Annotated in this window: 17 protein-coding genes; 9 read left to right on the forward strand and 8 right to left on the reverse strand. The window is 38.2% G+C overall.

Annotated elements, in window-relative coordinates; translation table 11 throughout:
- Positions 1-7: 7 nt before the first annotated feature.
- The 4 genes from U859_RS0120080 to surE form a co-directional block, all read right to left on the reverse strand.
- Complete coding sequence (locus U859_RS0120080) at positions 8-3,226, reverse strand: SusC/RagA family TonB-linked outer membrane protein (protein ID WP_025145111.1); 3,219 nt, start codon at positions 3,224-3,226, stop codon at positions 8-10.
- 190 nt (positions 3,227-3,416) lie between these two features.
- Positions 3,417-4,520 carry a lipid-A-disaccharide synthase gene (gene lpxB / locus U859_RS0120085; RefSeq protein ID WP_025145112.1) on the reverse strand — a complete coding sequence of 368 codons (1,104 nt, stop codon included), beginning with the start codon at positions 4,518-4,520 and terminating at the stop codon, positions 3,417-3,419.
- 149 nt (positions 4,521-4,669) lie between these two features.
- Positions 4,670-4,942, reverse strand: coding sequence for a hypothetical protein (locus U859_RS0120090; protein ID WP_025145113.1), 273 nt, complete (start codon positions 4,940-4,942; stop codon positions 4,670-4,672).
- Positions 4,943-4,954: 12 nt separating this feature from the next.
- Entirely contained in the window at positions 4,955-5,800 is an 846-nt protein-coding gene (surE, locus tag U859_RS0120095; protein ID WP_025145114.1) for a 5'/3'-nucleotidase SurE, read from the reverse strand.
- 225 nt (positions 5,801-6,025) lie between these two features.
- On the opposite strand from surE, the gene U859_RS0120100 reads away from it, so the two are divergent.
- On the forward strand, positions 6,026-8,959 hold the full coding sequence (locus tag U859_RS0120100) for a M16 family metallopeptidase (RefSeq protein WP_025145115.1): 2,934 nt from the start codon (positions 6,026-6,028) through the stop codon (positions 8,957-8,959).
- A 628-nt stretch (positions 8,960-9,587) separates the two neighbouring features.
- Here the strand turns inward: U859_RS0120100 and U859_RS0120105 are convergent.
- Together U859_RS0120105 and U859_RS0120110 are read right to left on the reverse strand one after the other, a co-directional pair.
- Entirely contained in the window at positions 9,588-10,637 is a 1,050-nt protein-coding gene (locus U859_RS0120105) for a glycoside hydrolase family 130 protein (protein ID WP_025145116.1), read from the reverse strand.
- 64 nt (positions 10,638-10,701) lie between these two features.
- Positions 10,702-10,887, reverse strand: coding sequence for a CsbD family protein (locus tag U859_RS0120110; protein ID WP_025145117.1), 186 nt, complete (start codon positions 10,885-10,887; stop codon positions 10,702-10,704).
- Between the two features lie 198 nt (positions 10,888-11,085).
- On the opposite strand from U859_RS0120110, the gene U859_RS0120115 reads away from it, so the two are divergent.
- Positions 11,086-14,175 carry a SusC/RagA family TonB-linked outer membrane protein gene (locus U859_RS0120115; protein ID WP_025145118.1) on the forward strand — a complete coding sequence of 1,030 codons (3,090 nt, stop codon included), beginning with the start codon at positions 11,086-11,088 and terminating at the stop codon, positions 14,173-14,175.
- Between the two features lie 16 nt (positions 14,176-14,191).
- Complete coding sequence (locus U859_RS0120120; protein ID WP_025145119.1) at positions 14,192-15,571, forward strand: RagB/SusD family nutrient uptake outer membrane protein; 1,380 nt, start codon at positions 14,192-14,194, stop codon at positions 15,569-15,571.
- A 70-nt stretch (positions 15,572-15,641) separates the two neighbouring features.
- Here U859_RS0120120 and acs read toward each other — a convergent pair whose 3' ends face one another.
- Entirely contained in the window at positions 15,642-17,537 is a 1,896-nt protein-coding gene (gene acs, locus U859_RS0120125) for an acetate--CoA ligase (RefSeq protein WP_025145120.1), read from the reverse strand.
- A gap of 292 nt (positions 17,538-17,829) precedes the next feature.
- Between acs and rpmB the strand changes: the two genes are divergently transcribed.
- From rpmB to rimO, 6 genes are all read left to right on the forward strand, one after another.
- A complete protein-coding gene (gene rpmB / locus U859_RS0120130; RefSeq protein ID WP_025145121.1) occupies positions 17,830-18,063 on the forward strand; it encodes a 50S ribosomal protein L28 in 234 nt (77 codons plus the stop codon).
- Between the two features lie 44 nt (positions 18,064-18,107).
- Positions 18,108-18,290, forward strand: a complete 183-nt coding sequence (gene rpmG, locus U859_RS0120135; protein WP_025145122.1) for a 50S ribosomal protein L33 — start codon at positions 18,108-18,110, stop codon at positions 18,288-18,290.
- 97 nt (positions 18,291-18,387) lie between these two features.
- Positions 18,388-18,543 carry a DUF4295 domain-containing protein gene (locus U859_RS31485; RefSeq protein WP_010599808.1) on the forward strand — a complete coding sequence of 52 codons (156 nt, stop codon included), beginning with the start codon at positions 18,388-18,390 and terminating at the stop codon, positions 18,541-18,543.
- Positions 18,544-18,626: 83 nt separating this feature from the next.
- A complete protein-coding gene (ftsY, locus tag U859_RS0120145; protein WP_025145123.1) occupies positions 18,627-19,589 on the forward strand; it encodes a signal recognition particle-docking protein FtsY in 963 nt (320 codons plus the stop codon).
- Positions 19,590-19,663: 74 nt separating this feature from the next.
- Positions 19,664-20,038, forward strand: a complete 375-nt coding sequence (locus U859_RS0120150) for a GxxExxY protein (RefSeq protein ID WP_025145124.1) — start codon at positions 19,664-19,666, stop codon at positions 20,036-20,038.
- Positions 20,039-20,130: 92 nt separating this feature from the next.
- Positions 20,131-21,462: a 30S ribosomal protein S12 methylthiotransferase RimO gene (rimO, locus tag U859_RS0120155; RefSeq protein ID WP_025145125.1), complete on the forward strand. Its 1,332-nt coding sequence runs from the start codon at positions 20,131-20,133 to the stop codon at positions 21,460-21,462.
- 57 nt (positions 21,463-21,519) lie between these two features.
- On the opposite strand, the gene U859_RS0120160 is transcribed toward rimO, so the two are convergent.
- Entirely contained in the window at positions 21,520-21,864 is a 345-nt protein-coding gene (locus tag U859_RS0120160; RefSeq protein WP_025145126.1) for a hypothetical protein, read from the reverse strand.
- Positions 21,865-22,582 lie beyond the last annotated feature (718 nt).

The following is a 22,582-nucleotide window of genomic DNA, read 5'->3' on the forward strand; positions in this document are numbered from 1 at the left end:
TTATCTATTAAAACCCTACGTTAACACCAAATAAGAATGACCTGGTACTTGGATAAGCACCGCGGTTATCGACACCAGGGCCTAAGCCTGTATCCTGAACAAAATCAGGATCGTTACCGCTGTACCCTGTAATGGTTGCTAAATTCTGGCCGGTGGCATATACGCGCAGGTTGCGGATATATTTTGTTTTTAACTTAAAGTTGTAACCCAGGGTAACCTCATCAATTTTTACGTTTGTACCACTTTCTATATAATAATCGGAGTACATATAAGTATCATTGATCTGGCTATATTTCCCAAACGCTTCTCTCAGGTAATTGGAACCTGTAATAGCCGGATTTCCATAAGTTAATGCAGTTGCATTTAAGATATCGTAATCGAATTTACCCCTTAAAAACACCCTGAAATCGAAATTTTTATAAGTGAAATTAGCGGTATAAGATGCATAATATTTCGGAATAGCATTTCCTATCGGCGCTAAATCCGATACATTCTTATCTTTTGAATTGTTTATTTGGTCGTTACGTACCGGAACACCGTTTCTATTATAAAACAACCACTTTCCATTTGCATCAAAACCTGCAAAACGTTTACCATAAAAAACACCCACTTCTTCACCCTCATAAGTGGTAATAGCATCTCCTAGATCGCCTGAACCACCTATTCCGCCGAAAGTCCTGTATTTAACGGCAAAAGAGTCGTTAGAGTAAGAATTTAAGGTATTTTTGATGGTACTACCGGTAAAATCCATACTAAAAGTAAAATCTTTAGTTTTTATGGCCTGATAGCTCAGGGCAAGTTCTATACCCCTTGATGAGATATTACCAACATTGGCATAAATGGTACTTTGAACGTAAGGAGGTTGAGGTGTAGTGTATAAATCCAACAGATCTTTCGTTGTTCTGTCGAAAACATCTATGGATCCGGTCAGCTTACTGTTAAACAAGGTAAAATCAACGCCGACATTGGTTTCGCTTTTAGATTCCCATTTAAGAAAAGGGTTTGGATTATATTGTGGACCATAAGTTTCTCTATAACTGCCATCAGGATACAGGTATTTACCTCCTCCACTAAGCACCACCCTTGATGCATTATTGGCAAAACCAGAATTACCGGTTACACCAAAACCTGCTCTTAATTTTAAGTAGTTAACCCACTTTACATCTTTCATAAACCCTTCTTCGGTAACATTCCAACCCACAGAAACAGCCGGGAAATTACCCCATTTGTTATTGTCTCCAAATCTGGATGAACCTTCATGTCTTAAAATTAATTGTAACAGGTATTTATTATCGTAGGAGTAGTTAATTCTACCAAAAAAGGCAATTAGTGTATTATCGTTTTTATAACTGCCCATACCTGCTTTGCCATCGGCCAGTGCCTGTCCGGCACCCAGGTTATCTTCATTAAACTGATCGTTCAAGAAACCCCGTGTATTAGCCTTGGTACCTTCTTCGATGTTATAACGATAACTGTAACCTGCCAAAGCGGTAATAGAATGTTTGCTGGCAAATGTTGTAGTGTATTGTAAGGTTGGCTCAAAAGCATAACCCTGTGAAAGGAAATTATTTTTGAAAGCATATCCGCCACCCGGGTAATCACTGTTTTCTATGGAGTTTTCACTATTCAGTTGTGCATAACCACCATCAACAAAATTATCCCGCTGTAACGACCCAAATACCGACGCCTTTAAACCTTTTACAATGTCGAAATCAGCTTTCACATCAGCAGAGGTGGTTTGCTGTTTGCGATAGCTTGTTTGGGTAAAAAGCCTTGCATATTGATTGGTACTCTGGTTATCGTAATAAAACGAACCATCAGGATTATAAATCTGCTTAGTAGGATTTTTAGCTAATTCTTCTTCCCAGCCACTTCCATTTAATTCATTATCAAAAAATGGCGCGGTAAGACCATTGGAAAGTAAATTGGCATTATTTACATTCGTGGCCAGATTTAACTGGATATTTAATTTATCATCAAAACCTTTCTGGTTGATGTTTAATCTTCCGGTATATTCTTTCCTGCCATTTTCTAAGGCAATACCCTGTAAATCGCGATAATTTAAACTTGCTCTATAGCTTGTTTTATCTGTTCCTCCAGAAAGTGCAAGGTTATGGTTCTGAGACAGATTGTTGTGATTTACCAATTTATCATACAGATCTTCACTTCCTCCATAATCAATAGCATTAATTTCACCAGCATTGATTTTGGCCCTAAACTCATCTGCAGTTAAAAAATCTAACCGGTTTTGAACAAATTCCTTACGGAAATAATTTGAGTAGGCAAATGTTGGCGGACCTGGCTTACCTTTTTTGGTGGTGATTAAAATTACACCGGCGTTTGCACTGGTACCATAAATTGCTGCACCAGAACCATCTTTTAACACATCGACAGATAAGATATCATCTTGCTGCAAAAGATCGGGGTTACCACCAGGGATCCCATCAATAACATAAAGCGGGCTTGCACTACCAGCTACAGAAACCACTCCACGCAATTGGACACTTGGCCCTGAATTGGGATTTGAGCTGTTTGCCCTGGTAATGTTTAATCCTGCAACTTTCCCCTGAACAAGATCCAATGCACTTCGGGCACCACTTTGCCTAAACTGCGAGGTATCTACGTGGGCAACTGAAGAGGTAACTTCTTTAGTTTTCAGTGTTCCATAACCAACAACCACAACCTCATCTAATTTTTGTGACTGGGATGGCACCAAACTAATGTTTAATGGCGTCGCACCATTACCTGCCGGAACAGATTTCGTTTGGTAACCGATATAACTGAATACCAGTACATCGGTTGGGGAAGTTACGTTGATACTGAACTTACCGTTTTCCTGAGTTACACTACCACCTGTTTTGCCCTGGATTTTAATCCCGACACCAGGTAAACCGATTTTCTGCTCATCTACAACAATACCTGTAATTGTTTTTTGGCCGGTAGATGCTGTAGGGGCAGCAGCTGGTGTTGCAGGGGCTGTTGCTGGTACGGGAGCCGGAGTAGTAACCGGAGGCGAGCCACCAAGAGGATTCGGCGGTACTTTTACCGTATCGGCAGGTTTGGCAACCGGAACTTTTTTGGTTGTGTCTTGTTTTTTAGTTGTATCCTGCTGAAAATAATAACGGTTGAAACTGATTTTTTCGCTCGTAATTTTCGCAAACAACTGGGGGCTTGAAAGTAGGATCAGGCATAGGAATCCTGACATCCTGAGTAAAATGTTTTTCATTGGCACTCACTAGTTTAGTTTATAATTAGTTACGCAATGCGGCCAAATTTCACCAAATTAATAAGAGCAATGAGATTAATTAGTTTTAATTAGGATTTCCGCAAAACGATTTAGTAACGCATTAAAGGCCGTTTTGTTTTAAAAAAAATCAAAACCAACCTAAAATGTTACGTTAGCGGGAAAACTTAGTTTAGTGTAAATATGTAGAAATTAACCTGGCAGTTTTTGCCGAGGCACCAGGTTTACCCATTAACGAAAGGAGCTCATCATAATGCTTTAACATTTCGTTTCTACCCTCGCCTGCTAAGATAATCTTGAGTTCTTCGCTAACCTTTTGGGTATTGCAATCTTCCTGAATCAGCTCGGATACAATCTTTTTGTTTACAATGAGGTTAACTAACGAGATGAATTTAATTTTCACCAGCATCCTTGCAATGGCGATTGAGATGGTACCCCCTTTATAAACCACTACCTGTGGCACTTTAAATAAGGCAGTTTCCAGTGTAGCTGTTCCCGATGCTACAATTGCAGCATGGGCATGATGCAATAAATTATAAGTATTGTTAAACAGCAGTTTGACTTTTTTATTTCCGGTAAACTGGTGGTAATAAGCTTCGGTAAAAGTTGGGGCAGCTGCAATGGCAAAAGTATATTCCGGATATTCTTCTGTAACGCTTAACATTACCGGCAGCAAGCGCTCTATTTCCTGTTTACGGCTACCGGGCAACAGGGCAATAATTTTTTCGTCTCCCAGTTGATTGTTTTCACGAAAGTTTACACCTGGCGTAAACTGTGCAATTTCATCCAAAAGCGGATTGCCCACATAATCTACCTTCATGCCCCATTCCATGTAAAAATCGACCTCGAAAGGCAAAATACAGAACATGTGATCAACAATTCTTTTTATTTTGAGTACCCTTTTTTGATTCCAGGCCCAAACTTTAGGCGAAATATAATAACAAACCTTTATACCATTAGCTTTAGCAAATTCAGCAATTTTCAGGTTAAAACCCGGAAAATCGATCAGGATCAACACATCGGGTTTCCATTTTAGAATATCTTCTTTACAGGCCTTGAGGTTTCTAAAAATGGTCCTTAAATTTAAAAGCACTTCGGTAAAACCCATAAAAGCCATATCGGCATAATGTTTAACCAACCCGCCACCTTCTGCCTGCATTTTATCGCCACCAAAATACCTGAACACAGCTTCGCTATCCTCAGTTTTTAAGGCTTTCATTAAATTGGCGCCATGTAAATCGCCTGAGGCTTCTCCGGCTACGAGGTAGTACTTCATGTTATAATTTATGGTATAATCGTCATTGCGGGGAGGCACGACGAAGCAATCTTTTATGTTGTTTTTATTACTTAATCCTTCTTTATTCCGGATAGATTGCTTCACGCCCGCTCACCATCCTCTTCTTCAGTTCGCAATGACGCTGTTTTTCAAAAAACTTTGTAGGCAAAAAACGCAAAAGCGCATAAAAATGTTGCAGCCAATATGCCCCTGCCGATATTTTCTTTATTGTATTTAAAAAATGTTTGCATGGTGTAGGCGTTTATTGCAATCCCACCGATGTACAACAAATCGGCTTTGGCAAGGTAGGCCACATGGTGAATAATATACCATGCGATGGAACAAAAAATTGCAGGGATAAGCAAACCAATGCCCAAACCTACCCATACCGAATTATTTAATCTTTTTAACCGATCAATCATAATAGCAGTTGCCTAACCTAAATTAATGCCATCGGGTGCCGAAACTTTTTTGCCTGCACTTTCAGATTTAGCATCATCACTACCGGTAAAATCCCAACTGTTTAGGGCCTGGATGGCATGGTGTGCGGTTAAATCAAACTGAACGGGAACAATAGAAACATAATTATGTTCTAAAGCCCAAACATCGGTATCCTCTCCTTTATCAAAATTTTCAAAAACACCAGTTAACCAATAATATGGACGTTTGTAAGGATCTGTTCTTTCATCAAACTCTTCCATCCATTTTGCATTGGCCTGACGACAGATTTTAACCCCTTTTAAGTTGTCGCCTTTTGGGAAATTAACATTTAATAAGGTACCCTCTGGTAAACCATTGGCCAAAACCTGTTCGCATATGTTTTTTATGTACTTTTTGGTATGACTGAAATCGGCATCGGCAGCAAAATCATCTAAAGAGAAACCAATAGATGGAATTTTTTCAATGGCTCCTTCTACCGCAGCCGACATGGTGCCAGAATACAATACATTAATTGAGTTATTCAATCCATGGTTGATTCCAGATACGCATAAATCAGGTTTTTTACCCTTAAAAATCTTGTTTACGGCAATTTTAACACAATCAACAGGAGTTCCACTGCATTTGTACATTTCTACCCCCTCATAAAGGTCAACTTTATCAAAACGGATTGGTTTTCCAATGGTGATGGCATGTCCCATTCCGCTTTGAGGACTATCTGGTGCAACTACCACTACATTCCCCAACCCTTGCATTACTTCCATTAAATTTTTGATACCCGTAGCTGTAATACCATCGTCGTTTACAACTAAAATATTTGGTTTTGTGCCCTGCTTTGTCATGCCGGTAAAAATACAGATTTATAAATTCAAGGCACAATAAACCTTGATTTATATGCTAAAATCATTTATTCCTGACTTTTTAGTTCCGAAATAAAAATTATTTTCATTCGATAACAGAAAGCATATATATTTGAATAAATAACTTATTACAAATGAACGCTGTATTTGGTCTTCCTATCATCAACCAAATACACCCTCATGATCATAAAAACCAAAACCAATTCAATGAAATTCAAACTATTTACTTTGGCTTGTTTTCTGATTACAGGTTCTTTAGCGAATGCTCAAACAACCTATCAGTGGAAAACAGGAACTTCGGGTGGCTACGCCTACAAATATGTAACCAACGATCCGACCAAAACCCGTTTTTATACCCTAAAAAATGGCCTAACGGTAATTTTATCCCAAAATAACAAAGAGCCAAATATCACCTATAAAATGGCGGTTAGGGCAGGTAGTAATACCGATCCCAGGACTAATACCGGTTTAGCGCATTATTTAGAGCACCTTTTATTTAAAGGAACGGATAAATTCGGAACGTTAAACTACGCCAAAGAAAAACCTTATCTGGATAAGATTGAGGCACTTTACGAAACTTATAACAAAACCACGGATCCGGTTAAACGTAAGGAGATTTATAAAGAAATCGATAAAACTTCGGGCGAGGCTTCTAATTATTCGATTGCAAACGAATACGATAAAATGATGAAATCGATCGGAAGCAATAGCACAAATGCCCATACTTCGGTAGAGGAAACGGTGTACGAGGAAGACCTTCCATCAAACGCCATTGATAAATTTTTAGCTGTACAGGCAGAACGTTTCCGTGCACCTGTTTTCCGCATTTTCCACACAGAGTTAGAAGCGGTTTACGAAGAGAAAAACATTGGCATGGATAACGACGGACGTAAAATGTACGAGAAAATGTTGTATTCGTTGTTCCCAACGCACAATTACGGACAACAAACCACCATTGGTACAATTGAGCATTTAAAGAATCCGTCGTTAATCGAAATCAGAAAATATTACGATAAATATTATGTGCCGAACAATATGGCCGTAATTATGAGTGGTGATATTAATTATGATGACCTGATTAAAAAAATTGATAAGGATTTTGCTTACATGAAGTCTAAACCATTATCGTTATACAATCCTGCTCCTGAAAAACCATTAACACAGGTTCAAAAAGTTGATATTTATGGACCAAGTGCCGAAAGTTTATATGTTGCTTACAGGGGTTTTGCACAAAATACCCACGAGAGTTTATTGCTTGATTTAATCAGCAGTATTTTAGCTAATGGCAAAGCTGGTTTAATGGATATCAACATTAATAAACAGCAAAAAATGTTAAGGGCAGGTGCCGGTTACAACTCGATGAAAGATTATGGTATCTTCATTTTATCTGGCTCGCCAAAAGCAGGTCAGAGTTTAGAGGAAGCTCAAAAATTATTATTAGAGCAGGTAGAATTGCTTAAAAAGGGCGAATTTGATGAAAGTTTGATCAAAGCTACTGTTGCAAATATTAAATTATCTGAACTACAGAACTTTGATAATAACGACGTACGTGCCGATTTTACCATGAATGCCTTTATTCAAAACCGTGGTACGGAGTGGGATAAAACATTGGCATCAACCGATGCTATGGGCAAAGTAACCAAAAAAGAAATTGTAGATTTTGCCAATAAGTTTTTCATTAACAATTATGTTTCCATCTTAAAACATAAAGGCGAAGATAAAAGCATTATAAAAGTAGAAAAACCAACCATCACTGCTGTAAAAACTAATGTAAACGAGGTTTCTCCATTCACAAAAGAAATTATTGCGGCACCGGTTAAACCAATTGCTCCTAAATTTTTAGATTATACAAAAGATCTTCAATTTGGTAAAGCAGGCATTGCCGATGTAATTGCCGTTCAAAACACTGAAAACGGAATTTTCCGCATGAGTTACCGTTTTGATATGGGCTCTTACAATTACAAATTATTGCCTTATGCTGCTCAATATTTAGCTTTCTTAAGCACCGATAAATATTCTGCAGAAGATATCAGCAAAGCCTTTTATAACATCGCCTGTAGCTACAACGTTAATGTAGGCACTGATGTGACTACGGTATCGATCAGCGGTTTACAAGAGAATTTCGAAAAAGCGGTAGCGCTACTTGAAGATGTTTTAGCACATTGCAAGCCAAACGAAAAAGCCCTTGAAGATTTAAAAGGCCGTTTATTAAAATCGAGAGATAATGCCAAATTGAATAAATCATCAATCCTGGGTGGTTTAATGAGCTATGCACAATACGGAAAAGATAATCCTTTCAACTATGGATTAACGAATGATGAGATCAAAAATATGAAATCAGCCGATTTGATTTACATCCTGCATAACCTTACCAATTATAAACACACCATTACTTATTACGGACCTAAAACTTTAGCAGCATTTTCTGCTGAGATTGTTAAAGCACATCCATTGGCAAAAGAATTTACAGATGCGGCGCCGATCAAGAAATTTGTGTACACCAAAACTGATTCGAACAAGGTTTATTTTGCCGATTATGACATGGTTCAGGCAGAAATCCGTTGGGTACGTAATGGTGGATTATACGATCCGGCCAATTCAGCTAAAATTGCTTTATTCAATAACTATTTTGGTGGCGGTATGGGTTCTGTGGTATTCCAAACCATCCGCGAATCTAAAGCTTTAGCCTACTCTACCTTTGCGGTATATTCTTCTCCAAACAGTAAAGAAAAAGAAAATACAATTATCGCTTATGTAGGTACGCAGGCTGATAAAATGAATGATGCGGTTGCTGGTATGAACGACTTATTAACCACGTTACCTGAATCGGACAAATCATTCGATTTATCAAAAACCAATTCTTTAAATGGCATAGAAACCAGCCGTATTACTAAAGATGGCATCATTTATACCTATTTAGCAGATAAAAAATTAGGTTTTGATCATGATTCAAGAATTGATGAGTATGCTAACCTAAAGCCATTAACTTTTAACGATGTAAAATCGTTTCACCAAACAAACCTTTCTGGCAAACCATACAGCTATTGTATCGTTGCTTCAGAAAAGAAAATCAACATGGCTGATTTAGCTAAATTTGGTCCGGTGACTAAATTGAGCTTAGAGCAGATTTTTGGATACTAGATTAAGGTAGAAGGTAAGAAGGCGGAGGGTAGAAGGTAAAAACCCAAAGCAAAAAATTAAAATATGAGCGGTTCTCAGAAATGGGGACCGCTTTTTGTTTGGTTCATTAGGTTGCATGGTGCAGAAAATTACTCCGTGTTAATCCGAGCATCCGTGGCTAAAAAGTTCATTTGTTCATTAGCCATTCGTTCATTGGTTAGCATGATGCAAAAATAAACTTCGTGTCTTGGTGGTGAAAAAACTTAGACAAATTATTCCGTGTTAATCCGAGCATCCGTGGCTAAAAAGTTCATTAATTAATTAGCCATTCGTTCATTGGTTAGCATGATGCAAAAATAAACTTCGTGTCTTAGCGTCTTGGTGGTGAAAAAACTCAGACAAATTATTCCGTGTTAATCTGTGCATCCGTGGCTAAAAAGTTCATTTGTTCATTAGCCATTCGTTCATTGGTTAACATGATGCAAAAATAAACTTTGTGTCTTCGTGTCTTGGTGGTGAAAGAACTTAGACAAATTATTCCGTGTTAATCCGAGCATCAGTGGCTAAAAAGTTCATTTGTTCATTAGCCATCCGTTCATTGGTTAGCATGATGCAAAATAAACTTCGTGTCTTAGCGTCTTGGTGGTAATTAGAAATATACCAGTTCTCTCAAAATTTCCTGCAGCGAAAATTTCGCCCCGCAAACAAATTCATCAGCGGCTCCATAATAAATGGTTAATTCATCACCATTGACTACATGCCCGTTTGTAAATACTACCTCTCCAAAGAAACCGTGTAGTTCGTAATCTTCTTTGGGTACCATAATCGGCTCTTCCGTTCTGGCCAAAACTTTAGATGGATCTTCTAAATCCATTAAAAAAGCACCTAAACAATATTGGTGTTTTTCATTTGCGCCGTGGTAAATTTCGAGCCAGCCAGCTTCCGTTTTAATCGGTGCGGCACCTGCGCCAACACGTGCGCTATCCCACAAGTTTGGCCTGGTTTTGACGATGCATTTGTGTTTGCCCCAATGGATGCCATCCGGGGATTCAGCTAACCAGATATAATTGCCTCCTAAAGCCACACTACTAGGACGGTGTAAAGCATAAAATTTACCATTTATGCGTTCTTCAAATATGGCGCAATCTTTATTATGAGGTGGAATGATCATTCCATGATTTTCGAAATTTTTCCAGTTCTTTGTAGTCCGCATGCCTACGCCAACCCCATGTTCCGAAACTGCCGTAAAAGTTAAATAATAAGTATCGCCGATTAAGGCAACACGACAATCTTCAATTCCAAAAATCTCATCTTCACCCTCACCCTGCAATAATGGATATCCCTCTGGCTGATAAAAATGTATGCCATCGTCACTACAAACCAGTCTTAGATGAGATAAAGTGGTTAAATAATCAGCACCTTTATAATTGATCACCCTTGGATCGGTAGCATCAAGTTCAGGATGGTTTTCTGCGATTGCTATAATTTCAATTCCATTTTCTTTCAATACCGGAAAAGAAATGATACCCTCTTTTTGTTCAGGTTTTTCGGCAACGCGGATAAGCAACCATGTTTTCCCTTCGAACGTAAAAACACCTGGGTTTAAGAGACAAACAATTTCCAATCCTGCCCTACCTGGACTTAAATCTTTTGGATATAAAATTGGGTTTTCGGGAAATCTTTTGGCTATATCGGGCATAAAAAAAGTTTTTAAGCAAAACAGGCGACCAAATTGACCGCCTGTTTCTTTTGTAAAATTGATATTATAGTGAGTTGATCCATTTTACAAGTTCTTCTCTACCTTTCCCGGTTTTTTGTTGAAGTTTTCCCAATAATTCATCATCCTGCCCTTCTTCGTGTTTTAAATCATCGTCTGTTAAATCAGCATAAGCTTGTTTAACCTTTCCTTTTATTTCATTCCACTTTCCTTTTAATTCTAACTTATCCATGCTCGTGTTTTTTGTTGTGAATAATGTATTTTTCTATTAATTAACGATCTTAACCACTTTTTGTTTCGTTTTTTGTGCCTTAATCCAAACAACTACCTTATTTTACCTTATTCCATAAGGTTTTATGTGTATTTTTAATTATATTAAGAGTATAATTTCTACTCACTAATAAACATTATTAACTAAACGAACAATTTGATGAAAAAACTACTCTTAAGTATGATTTTGTCTCTCGGTTTAATTTCATTTGCTTTCGCACAGGGCAAAGTAATTACCGGGAAGGTGACGTCGGCCTCCGGACCAATTCCGGGCGTTAGCGTATTTGTAAAAGGCTCGCCATCTACTGGTACGCAGAGCGACGCAACCGGAGCCTTTAAACTAACCGTATCAGATGATGCCAAAACACTTGTTTTTAGCTTTATCGGTTACAAATCCAAAGAAGTTCCCATTACCGGGCAAACCGTTAATGTAAGCCTTGATGAGGAAAACAATACCCTATCTGATGTGGTCGTAGTGGGTTATGGCACGCAGAACAAACGGGATGTGACGGGGTCTGTAGCTTCTGTTAAATCTAAAGACCTTGAAAACTTACCGGTAACCAGTTTTGAACAAGCCCTACAGGGTAAAGCAGCAGGCGTGCAAATTGCAGCACAAAATGGAAAATTGGGTCAGGGCATAACGGTAAGGGTAAGGGGGGCGGCGTCAGTAACCGCAGGTAGTGAGCCTCTTTATATTGTGGATGGAATTCCTATTACTTCTGGTGATTTTTCCAGCACCACTGCACCAACCAGTGCATTAGCAGACCTCAACACCAATGATATCGAATCTATCGAAGTATTAAAAGACGCATCTGCTTCAGCAATTTATGGTGCAAGAGCATCTAACGGTGTGGTCATCATTACTACCAAACAAGGAAAAGCAGGTAAAACACTCATTCAATTTAATGCATTGGGCGGAATAAGCACTCCATCTAACCATAAAGAGTTTTTAAATGCAGAACAATACGTTAAAATATTACGCAGAGCAGGACAGGGAGCCGCGAATCAAGATTTTCTTAATGGAGATTATGCCACCCTGCAGGAGGCCCTTGATGATTATAGCGCCAGCGTAGAGGCACGCTTGAACAGGTATTCGGCTGGAAATAATGATTATCAAAGCTACAAGGTAAATTCCAACTGGGAGGCGGCATCATATCAGGATAATCCGGTTACACAGCAATACGATCTTAACTTAACCGGTGGAAATGAAAAAACTAAATTTTACATGGGTGGCCAGGCGTTAGATCAGCAAGGAATTTTAATTGGAAACAGCTATAAACGATATAGTGGCAGACTAAACCTGACCAATAAAGTAACCGATTTTTTAGAAGTTGGGATTAATCTTAACTTTTCAAACAGTATCAATAATAGGCTATCAAATGATAATGCATTTTCTAGTCCACTGCAATCGGTAGCTTTATCACCGATTACCCCGTTTATCGATCCAAGGTCAGGACTGGTGAGTGGAACTTTACCTGGAGCAGCTTCCAATTATCCTGTTTATTATAATCCATTTATTAGTACCGACAATGCTTTTTATAAGGCAACGGTGTACAGAACTATTGGAAAGGCTTTCGCAAACATTAATATTGCCAAAGGATTAAAATTCAGTACGGATTTTTCAATCGATAATTTAAACCAAAACGAAGAGAGTTACTATGGCTCATTAACCTTTAGAAATACAGGAACATCAAATGGAGACGGCCAGAATATTTCAACCTTTGTAATCAACACCAATACCAATAACTTTTTCAGCTATAACACAGCCATTGGAAAAAGTGCTTTTGATGTGATTTTAGGTACAAGTTATCAAAAATCAACAACCAAATACAGCACTATTGAAGGACAGGATTTCCCGAGTGATTCTTATATTAAATTAGGATCAGCAGCAACAAAAGTAATTGCAACCAGTAATGAAGGTGCATTTAGTTTTTTATCGTACTTTTTCAGGGCTAATTATAAATATAACGACCGTTATTTAGTTGGTTTCAGTGTAAGGGCTGACGGATCATCACGTTTTGGTGCAAACAATAGATATGGTTATTTCCCGGCAGGATCATTAGCCTGGATCGCATCAGAAGAAGATTTCTTAAAACAAAGTGAAACCATCAGTTTATTAAAATTAAGAGTAAGTTATGGTTTAACAGGTAATGCAGAAATCGGAAATTATTCTGCCCGTGGTTTATTCAGTGGAACAGGTGCTTATGGCGGTTTGCCCGGGCAGATACCTTCTCGAATTGCAAATCCAGATTTAACATGGGAAAAAACCAAACAGCTGGATATTGGTTTAGACTTCGGGATCTTAAAAAACAGAATTACAGGAGTTTTTGATTTCTATCAAAAAAATACAACAGACTTATTATTAGATGTTCCTATTCCACAAACAACAGGATTTTCGACCAAAACACAAAATTTAGGATCGTTAAAAAACACAGGTTTTGAGTTGGGCATTAATACCGAAAATTTTGTAGGTGCATTTAAGTGGTCGACAGCTATAACAGGAGCAATTAACAATAATAAAATCACCAATTTGGGTGGACAGGTTTTGAACAGCAATGAAATAAATGCCGCTATTTCAGGTCAACCGATCGGCGTATTCTATCTTCCTGAATATGCTGGGGTAAATCCGGCCAATGGAGATGCTTTATATTACCTAAACACTACAGATGCATCTGGTAATATCGACAGATCAACTACAACGGATATTAACAAGGCACAAAGGATATTTGCCGGAAATCCGAATCCTAAATACACTTTTGGTATAAATAATACTTTTTCTTTCAAAAATTTTGATTTGGGAATATTTTTCCAGGGCGTAAAAGGCAATAAGATATTTAATTCAGGCGGTCAGTATATGAGCGCCAATGCCTCAAATGGTTACGATAACCAAACGGCCGATCAGATGGATTACTGGGATAAGCCTGGTGATATAACTACAGTTCCGGAACCCCGGTTGTTTGCAGGTAACGGTGTTGGCAACTCTACCAGGTACTTATCTGATGGTTCATATCTCCGTTTAAAAACGTTAACACTTGGATACACATTCCCAGCGTCGGTATTAACAAAAATTAAACTGAGCAAATTAAGATTATATGCTACCGCACAAAATTTAGCTACGATTACAGGTTACAAAGGATGGGATCCGGAGGTTAATGCCGATTATCAATCAACCAACATTAATCAGGGAGTTGATTTTTATTCTGCACCTCAACCACGTGTAATTTCATTTGGTATAAACATTGGCCTATAATTAAACAAGAATCAAAATGAAAAAGACATATATAAATAACATCATATTTACCTGCATATTGTTGATGACGCTATCATCATGCAAGAAAGCACTGGATATAAACCCTGTTGATACCATTGAGCAAAAGAATGCCTTACTTACTTCGAAAGATGTTGAAGGTGCATTAGTTGGCGCTTATTCTGACCTTGGCAATCGTAATTTCTTTGGTGGGCGACCATTTTTAATAGCAGATTTCTTGGCTAATACTGATGCTATAGAATGGTTCGGCACTTACGAAGAACTAACACAGGCCATCAATAAATCGCTATTAAAAACAAATGTTTTTGTTGATAACGTTTGGGCTTCTGGATATACAGCCATTAATGATGCCAACAACGTAATTGCAGCAATTGACAAGGTTGATGCCGCAAAAAAAAGCAGGGTTGAGGGAGAAGCAAAGTTTATAAGAGGTGCTGCCTATTTTGAACTGGTTAGACTGTTTGGCAGGGCCTATAATGATGGTACGCCGAGCACAAATCCTGGAGTTCCTATTGTATTAACGCCAACTAGCATTGTAAATGAATCCAGTTATGTAAGCAGGGCTTCTGTAACAGCAGTTTACAATCAGGCCATTGCGGATTTAACAGATGCTGAAGCTAAACTACCGGCAACGAACGGCTTTTTCGCCACCAAATCTTCTGCTGCCGCAATGTTAGCCCGGTTATATTTGCAAATGGGTAATTATAGCGCTGCTGGTTCTGCTGCAAACCGTGTAATTACTTCAGGTAATTATCATTTAACCAATGCTTTTTTAGATGCTTTCCCAAAAATGCCTGAAAGTGGAAAACCAGCAAAACCTGGAGAAAATACAACCGAAGATATTTTTGCCATGCAGGTGACAACGTTAACAGGATTTAATGGTTTTAATGAGTTTTATGGTTCATCAACCTTTGGAGGACGTGGAGATGCGGTAATATCGCAAGATTGGATTGATGCAACCTATACTGCAGGTGACGACAGGATTAATGCCTTTTATGATGATGACGATATCTTCACCGCTAAATTTGGCAACCAATTTGGTAATGTTCCGGTAATCAGGTTAGCAGAAATGTATTTAATCAGGGCTGAATCTAATGTACGTTTGGCGCCTGCAGCACCAATTGGAGGCGTAACACCATTGCAAGATTTGACAACGGTTAGAAGCAGGGCTGGCTTAACTACAACAACGGCCACCCTGGCAGACATCCTTAATGAACGAAAGCTTGAGTTTGCTTTTGAAGGATTTTCATTGCATGATGCAAAAAGGACCCAAACTAATATTGGTAGTTTGCCATGGAACTCGACTAAATTAGTTTTCCCAATACCACAAAGAGAAATTGACGCCAATACAAAATTGACTCAAAACGCAGGCTACTAGTCATAATTGCCTATAAACAACAAAGCCTCCTGATTTACATCGGGAGGCTTTGTTGTTAAATATGTTTATACTAAAGCTTTTTAGCGGCTTCAATAATTTCTTCTACCACACCTGGATCTAACAACGTAGAGGTATCGCCTAAATTGGTAGTATCGCCTTCAGCAATCTTGCGTAAAATCCTACGCATAATCTTACCAGAGCGCGTTTTTGGCAGGCCGGAAACAAACAATATTTTATCAGGTTTGGCAATTGCACCAATTACACGTGTTACAGTTTGCAAAATATCTTTTTTCGATAATTCTGCTTCGCCATGCATTTCAGGGTAAATCACGAAAGCATAAATCCCCTGCCCTTTTACATCATGCGGATAGCCTACCACTGCACTTTCTACTACACCGGCATGCATATTAATTGCATTTTCTACTTCAGCAGTACCAATTCTGTGTCCTGAAACATTTAATACATCATCTACGCGACCAGTAATTCTATAATAACCATCTTCATCACGTAAACAGCCGTCGCCAGTGAAATATAAATTCTCGTAAGTAGAAAAATACGTTTGCTTGCAACGCTCATGGTCGCCGTAAGTGGTACGCAACATGCCCGGCCATGGGAATTTGATGCAAAGATTGCCCATTACCCCATTTCCTTCAATCTCATTTCCATTTTCATCTACCAAAATCGGCTGGATACCCGGTAAAGGCAGCGTAGCGAAACTAGGTTTGGTTGGCGTTACCGTAGCGATTGGTGAAATCATGATGCCTCCTGTTTCGGTTTGCCACCAGGTATCAACAATGGGCGCTTTACCATGCCCGATTTTTTCATCGAACCAATGCCAGGCCTCTTCGTTAATCGGCTCCCCTACCGAGCCTAAAACACGGATAGTGCTTAAATCTTTTCCGTTTAATGGCTCATCTCCATAACTCATTAATGAGCGGATTGCAGTTGGCGCAGTATATAAGGTATTTACTTTATGTTTTTCTACAATATCCCAAAAACGAGATGGTGTTGGGTAAGTTGGGATACCTTCGAAAAGCACAGAGGTTGCCCCCTGCGAAAGCGGTCCGTAAACAATATAAGAGTGACCGGTAATCCAGCCGATATCTGCCGTACAGAAATAAACTTCACCCGGCTGGTAATTGAATACATTCGAAAAGGTATAACCCGCATACACCATATAACCGCCACAGGTATGCACCACACCTTTGGGTTTTCCGGTTGAGCCAGAAGTATAAAGGATAAACAGCATATCTTCAGCATCCATTTCTTCTGCCTCGCAGATATCGTTTACGTGTTTAACTTCATCTTCCCACCAAACATCCCTGCCTTTCAGCATCGAAACAGGCGTACGGATGTGTGTTAATACAATACATTTCTCCACCGTTGGACAGCCGATCAATGCATCATCAATTACATCTTTTAAAGGAATCTGTTTGTTGCCACGATAAGAACCATCAGCGGTAATCACCACTTTACACTGCGAATCGTTAATGCGGTCGGCGATTGATTTTGCAGAAAACCCACCAAAAATAACCGAGTGAACGGCACCAATGCGCGCACAGGCTAAAACCGCAATGGCTAATTCGGGCACCATCGGCATATAAATACAGATACGATCGCCTTTTTTAGCACCGTTGCGTTTTAACACATTGGCAAAACGGCAAACACGCTCGTGCAGCATCTTATAAGTATACGTAACACTTTCTTCTTCTGGATTATTCGGCTCCCAGATGATGGCCGGTTTATCGCCATTGGTTGCAAGATGACGGTCTAAACAGTTTTCAGTAATATTAAGTTTAGCGCCTTCGAACCATTTAATACTGGGTTCGTTAAAATTCCAGGATAAAACCTTAAACCAGGGTTTACGCCATTGAAAATTCTGTGCTACTTCGCCCCAAAACTGTTCGGGGTTTTCTACGCTTTTTTTATAATCTTCTTCGTACTGCTTAAAAGATGTAATTTGCATTGCTCTGTTTTATATTTTGGATTAGTAGCGGCTAATTTAAATAAATAATACCAAGGAAAAATAGTCTTATCGTATCAAAATGAATATCAAACGTTTGATAAGAAATATTTATTTTTAATATATCAAGAATTTAATATTAGTCGTTAATACGCATTGCACAAACCTTTGTCGCCTGTAGATATTAATTATAAAAATAATTAGCTAGGCTATTGTCTTTTACAATTATTATTCAGATATTTGCACACTCTTAAAAAAATTAAGCGGACGATATTAACAACTATATTTACAAGTCATGTCAAGAGTTTGTGATTTAACAGGAAAAAAAGCAATGGTAGGTAACAACGTTTCTCACTCAAACGTTAAAACCAAACGCAAATTTTACCCAAACCTACAACTTCAGAAATTTTATATTCCTGAAGAAAACCGTTGGATTACGTTGAAAGTTTCTACTTCAGCAATTAAAACCATCAATAAAGTGGGCATTAGCGAAGCAATTAACCGTTTCGTAAAAAAAGGATTTTTGTAAAAAACATTAACTGTTGAGATTAACAGTTTTCAATTTATAATAAAATGGCAAAAAAAGGTAACAGAGTTCAGGTTATTTTAGAATGTACTGAACATAAAGAAAGTGGCATACCAGGTATGTCTAGATATATTTCTACCAAAAACCGTAAAAACACTACTGAGAGATTAGAATTGAAAAAATTCAATCCAGTATTGAGAAAAGTAACCGTACATAAAGAAATTAAATAGGTTAGAAATAAAAGACCAAAGCTTAAAGACTAAAGCATTTGCAAGTCTCAAATCTAATGTCTGATATCTCAAATCTAATAATTAAAATTATAAGAACATGGCAAAGAAAGTAGTTGCAACCCTTAAAACAGGTACAGGTAAAGAATATTCGAAAGTTATTACAATGGTAAAATCACCTAAAACTGGTGCTTACTCATTCAAAGAACTTATCGTACACAACGACCACGTAAAAGATGCTATCGCATCTAAATAAGGTTAATATTTTTTAATATAAAAATATTAAAGGCCGTTCCGTTTTAACCGGAAGGGCTTTTTTTGTTATAGCAAATTTTAGATATGGGTTTATTCGATTTTTTCAAAAAGAAAGAAACTGCGCCTGAAGCTCAGGAAGCATTGGATAAAGGTTTGGAGAAAACCAAAGATGGTTTCTTCAATAAAATCACCAAGGCCGTAGCAGGAAAATCCTCTGTTGATGATGAAGTACTGGATAACCTCGAAGAAGTTTTGGTAACTTCTGATGTGGGTGTAAGTACCACCTTAAAAATCATCAAACGCATTGAAGAGCGCGTGGCCAAAGATAAATATCTTAATACCTCTGAGCTCAACTTTATTCTCCGTGATGAGATTCAGCTGCTGTTATCAGAAAATAACAGTAACGATTTCCGTCAGTTCGAATATGGCGACCATAAACCTTATGTAATTATGGTGGTTGGCGTAAATGGTGTGGGTAAAACCACTACCATCGGAAAACTGGCGCATAAACTTAAAGAATCAGGACTTAAGGTTGTTCTTGGTGCCGCAGATACATTTAGGGCTGCAGCTGTTGATCAGATTAAACTTTGGGGCGAACGCGTTGGCGTAAGGGTTGTGGCACAAGCCATGGGTTCAGATCCAGCTTCTGTTGCTTTTGATACCCTGCAATCGGCAGTTGCCAGTGGTGAAGATGTAGTGATTATCGATACCGCCGGACGTTTGCACAACAAAATCGGACTAATGAATGAGCTGGGCAAAATTAAGCAGGTAATGCAAAAGGTTGTTCCTGGTGCTCCACACGAAATTTTGCTGGTACTGGATGCCTCTACCGGGCAAAATGCTTTTGAGCAGTGCAAACAGTTTACCGAAGCAACAGATGTAAATGCATTGGCCATTACCAAATTAGACGGAACAGCAAAAGGAGGTGTAGTGATCGGGATTTCAGATCAGTTCAGAATTCCTGTTAAATACATTGGCGTAGGAGAAAAAATAGGCGATTTACAGCTTTTTGATAAAAAAGAGTTTGTGAATAGTTTGTTTAAATAACACTTCGTGGTTGATTCCACTGATTTAGTTGATTACACCGATTAGGATTTCAAAGATTATATATAAATTTATGTATGATCGAATATGAAAAAGACCCTTTAACGCAAACCATTATAGGCTGTTGTTATGAAGTTCATAATCAGTTAGGGCCAGGATTTCTGGAGAAAATATACGTGAATGCGCTAAAAATCAAAATTAAGCAAGCAGGTTTAAATTACACCGCTGAAAAAGAATTCGGTGTTGTATTTGAGAACATTGTTGTAGGAAAATTTAGGTGTGATCTTTTTGTTGAAGATAAAGTAATTGTAGAATTAAAATCAGTAACAGGATATCAACCTAAGTTATTTCAAAGTCAACTTATATCATACTTAAAAGCAAGCAAAATTAAAACCGGATTATTGATTAACTTTGGCAACACAAGCTGTGAGGTAAAACGGTTATCAGTTTAGCAAAACAAATAGACGCAATCATCTCATAATCAATTAATCGACAAAAAGATTATCACCTTAATCATTTGATCATTGGTGGAATCACATATAATATGAATACCAAAATAGTAAAAAGTAAAAGCGCAGTTAAACAGCCTAAAATCAATGTGATTACCTTAGGTTGTTCAAAAAACATATACGATTCGGAAGTATTGATGGGGCAGTTGCGTGGCAACAATTTAAATGTTGTGCACGAATCAGATAAGATGGGCAAAGACGATATCGTTGTAATCAATACCTGCGGTTTTATCGATAATGCTAAACAGGAATCAATTGATACCATCCTACAGTTCAGTGAGCTTAAAGAGGCCGGTAAAATTGGCAAAGTGGTGGTTACAGGTTGTTTATCTGAGCGCTACAAACCTGAATTGGAATCAGAAATTACCAACGTTGATGCCTTTTTCGGCACAAACGATTTACAGAATATATTACATGAACTAGGTGCCAATTACAAACATGAGCTTATTGGCGAACGTTTGCTTACTACCCCTTCGCACTTTGCTTACTTCAAAATTGCCGAAGGCTGTAATCGTCCATGTTCTTTCTGTGCTATTCCTTTAATGCGTGGCAAGCACATGAGCAAGCCAATGGAAGAGTTGGTTAACGAAGCTAAAATTCTGGCTAAAAACGGCACAAAAGAGCTTATTTTAATTGCTCAGGACCTTACTTATTATGGTTTGGATCTTTATGGTGTACGTAAATTAGACGAGCTGATGCGCCGCTTATCCGATGTACCGGGTATCGAATGGATCCGTTTGCAATATGCCTACCCTTCTGGTTTCCCTATGGAAATTTTAGATGCCATGAACGAACGCGATAACATCTGTAAGTATCTGGATATGCCATTACAGCACATTACTGATAATATGTTGAAATCGATGCGCCGTGGTACTACCAAACAAAAAACCATTGATTTAGTCAATCAGATCCGCGATAAAGTACCAAACATTGCCATGCGTACCACACTAATCTGCGGTTATCCTGGTGAAACAGAGCACGATTTCGAAGAAATGAAGGAATGGGTTGCCGAAACCAAATTTGACCGTTTAGGCTGTTTTACCTATTCGCATGAGGAAAAAACACATGCCCATACTTTGGTTGATGATATTCCGGATGAAGTAAAACAACAACGTGTGGATGATATTATGGAAATTCAGCAAGGCATTTCTTTCGATATCAATCAGGAAAAAGTAGGTAAAACCTTTAAAGTACTGGTTGATAAAAAAGAAGGCGATTTCTTTGTAGGAAGAACCGAATTTGATTCACCGGAGGTAGATAATGAAGTGTTAATTGATGCTGCAACTAGTTATGCTGCAAACGGAAGCTTTGTTAATGTGAAAATTGATCGTGCTGAAGATTTTGATTTATACGGAACCATTGTATAAAATAAAAACCTCGTAGGTTTTAACATCTACGAGGTTTTTTCTATAAACTTTAGCCTTCTATTTTTTAGGCTCAGGTCTGTTTTTAATCTGGCTAGGTTTTAACCAGATTTTAGCACCTTTAGAGTTTACATAATACTTTTCATTTTTAGCGTTGATGTAAACATCAGTTCCATCTGGTGCCATTTTACCTTTCCAGGTTTTATCTGCAACTTTCGAACTTCCTTTTACAGCAACCTCTGCTGTTTTATTACCTACAGATTTTGCGCCTTTTCCGATAGCTTTACCTGTATGGTCTAATGCTTTACCAACTTCTGTTTTTTTCTTTTCCTGAGCATTAACATTTAGGGCTGCACCACCAAACAAGGCAAGTGTTAATAAACCCATTACTAATTTCTTTTTCATGACAGCTATATTTTGTTTAGAGGATAACAGTTGATCAATAGATTTGTTTTATTTCTGTTACACTAATAAAGATAAAATTTTAAACTATTATTTTTTAAGCAGAATCACAAAAATATAATAGCGGAAAGAAGGACTGCAACAACCTACAAGGCAACAAACCTTGATTTACAAAAATTTTTTATTATTTTTTTGGAGCGCAAAGCCAGAGCTACTATTTAAGTATGTTCCCGTGCTGCGCTGTATCCCTTCGCTGCGTTTCAGGGATGCCGCTACGCCCGGGGCTAAAAATACTATTGCTGCAAAGAACAAAAAAGAAAACGCATCATATTGGGCAAAATGCCAGCTTTTACCTGTACTACCCACTGTTTAATAAACCTTATTGTAGTGGTTATCCTTTTTGCTGCACAAACCAAAATACTCCACACACCCTCACAAAAAGATAATAGCGAAAAGAAGGACTGCCCTAACCGAAAAGCAAGAAACCTGATTTACAAAAAAATTTATTCTTTTTTTGGAGCGCAGGGCCAGAGCAACTATTTAAGTGTGTTCCCGTGCTGCGCTATATCCCTCCGCTGCGCTTCAGGGATGCCGCTGCGCCCGGGGCTAAATTCATCGGCAGTTCAAGTAAAAAAAAACGCATAATACTAGGGCAAAACGCTAATTTGTCCTTACACTGTCCTCTGTTAAATAAACCTTATTGTAGCGGCTATCCTTTTTG

Origin of the sequence: Pedobacter jeongneungensis (genome assembly GCF_000633455.1) — a bacterium.
In the GTDB taxonomy this organism is placed as follows: domain Bacteria; phylum Bacteroidota; class Bacteroidia; order Sphingobacteriales; family Sphingobacteriaceae; genus Pedobacter; species Pedobacter jeongneungensis_A.